This is a genomic window from Halomonas sp. SIMBA_159, assembly GCF_046536035.1.
Classification (GTDB): domain Bacteria; phylum Pseudomonadota; class Gammaproteobacteria; order Pseudomonadales; family Halomonadaceae; genus Vreelandella; species Vreelandella venusta_A.
In genome coordinates, this window is record NZ_JAWJBT010001463.1 from 1 (window position 1) to 241 (window position 241).

Sequence of the window (241 nt, forward strand, 5' to 3'; positions counted from 1 at the left end):
TTTCCCGGTGCCGCTTTCACCGCTAATCAAGACGCTGGCCTGAGAAAGGGCAATTTTGGCGGTGTCTTTGCAGATGTCCATCATCGCCGGGCTGTTGGTGAGAATGTGCCCCCATTGCCAGCTGGTGCTCAGTGCCTGGTGCAGATGACGGATCTCTTTTTTCATTGACTGGAGTTGTAAAGCGCGCTGAACGATTAAATTCAACTCATCGAGATCAAACGGTTTAATAACATAGTCGAAG

1 protein-coding gene is annotated in these 241 nt (G+C 49.8%); it reads right to left on the reverse strand.

Annotated features, from left to right (window positions below; translation table 11 throughout):
* A partial coding sequence (locus R0J87_RS24095) for a sigma 54-interacting transcriptional regulator (RefSeq protein WP_498889565.1) occupies positions 1-241 on the reverse strand: 241 nt, incomplete at both ends.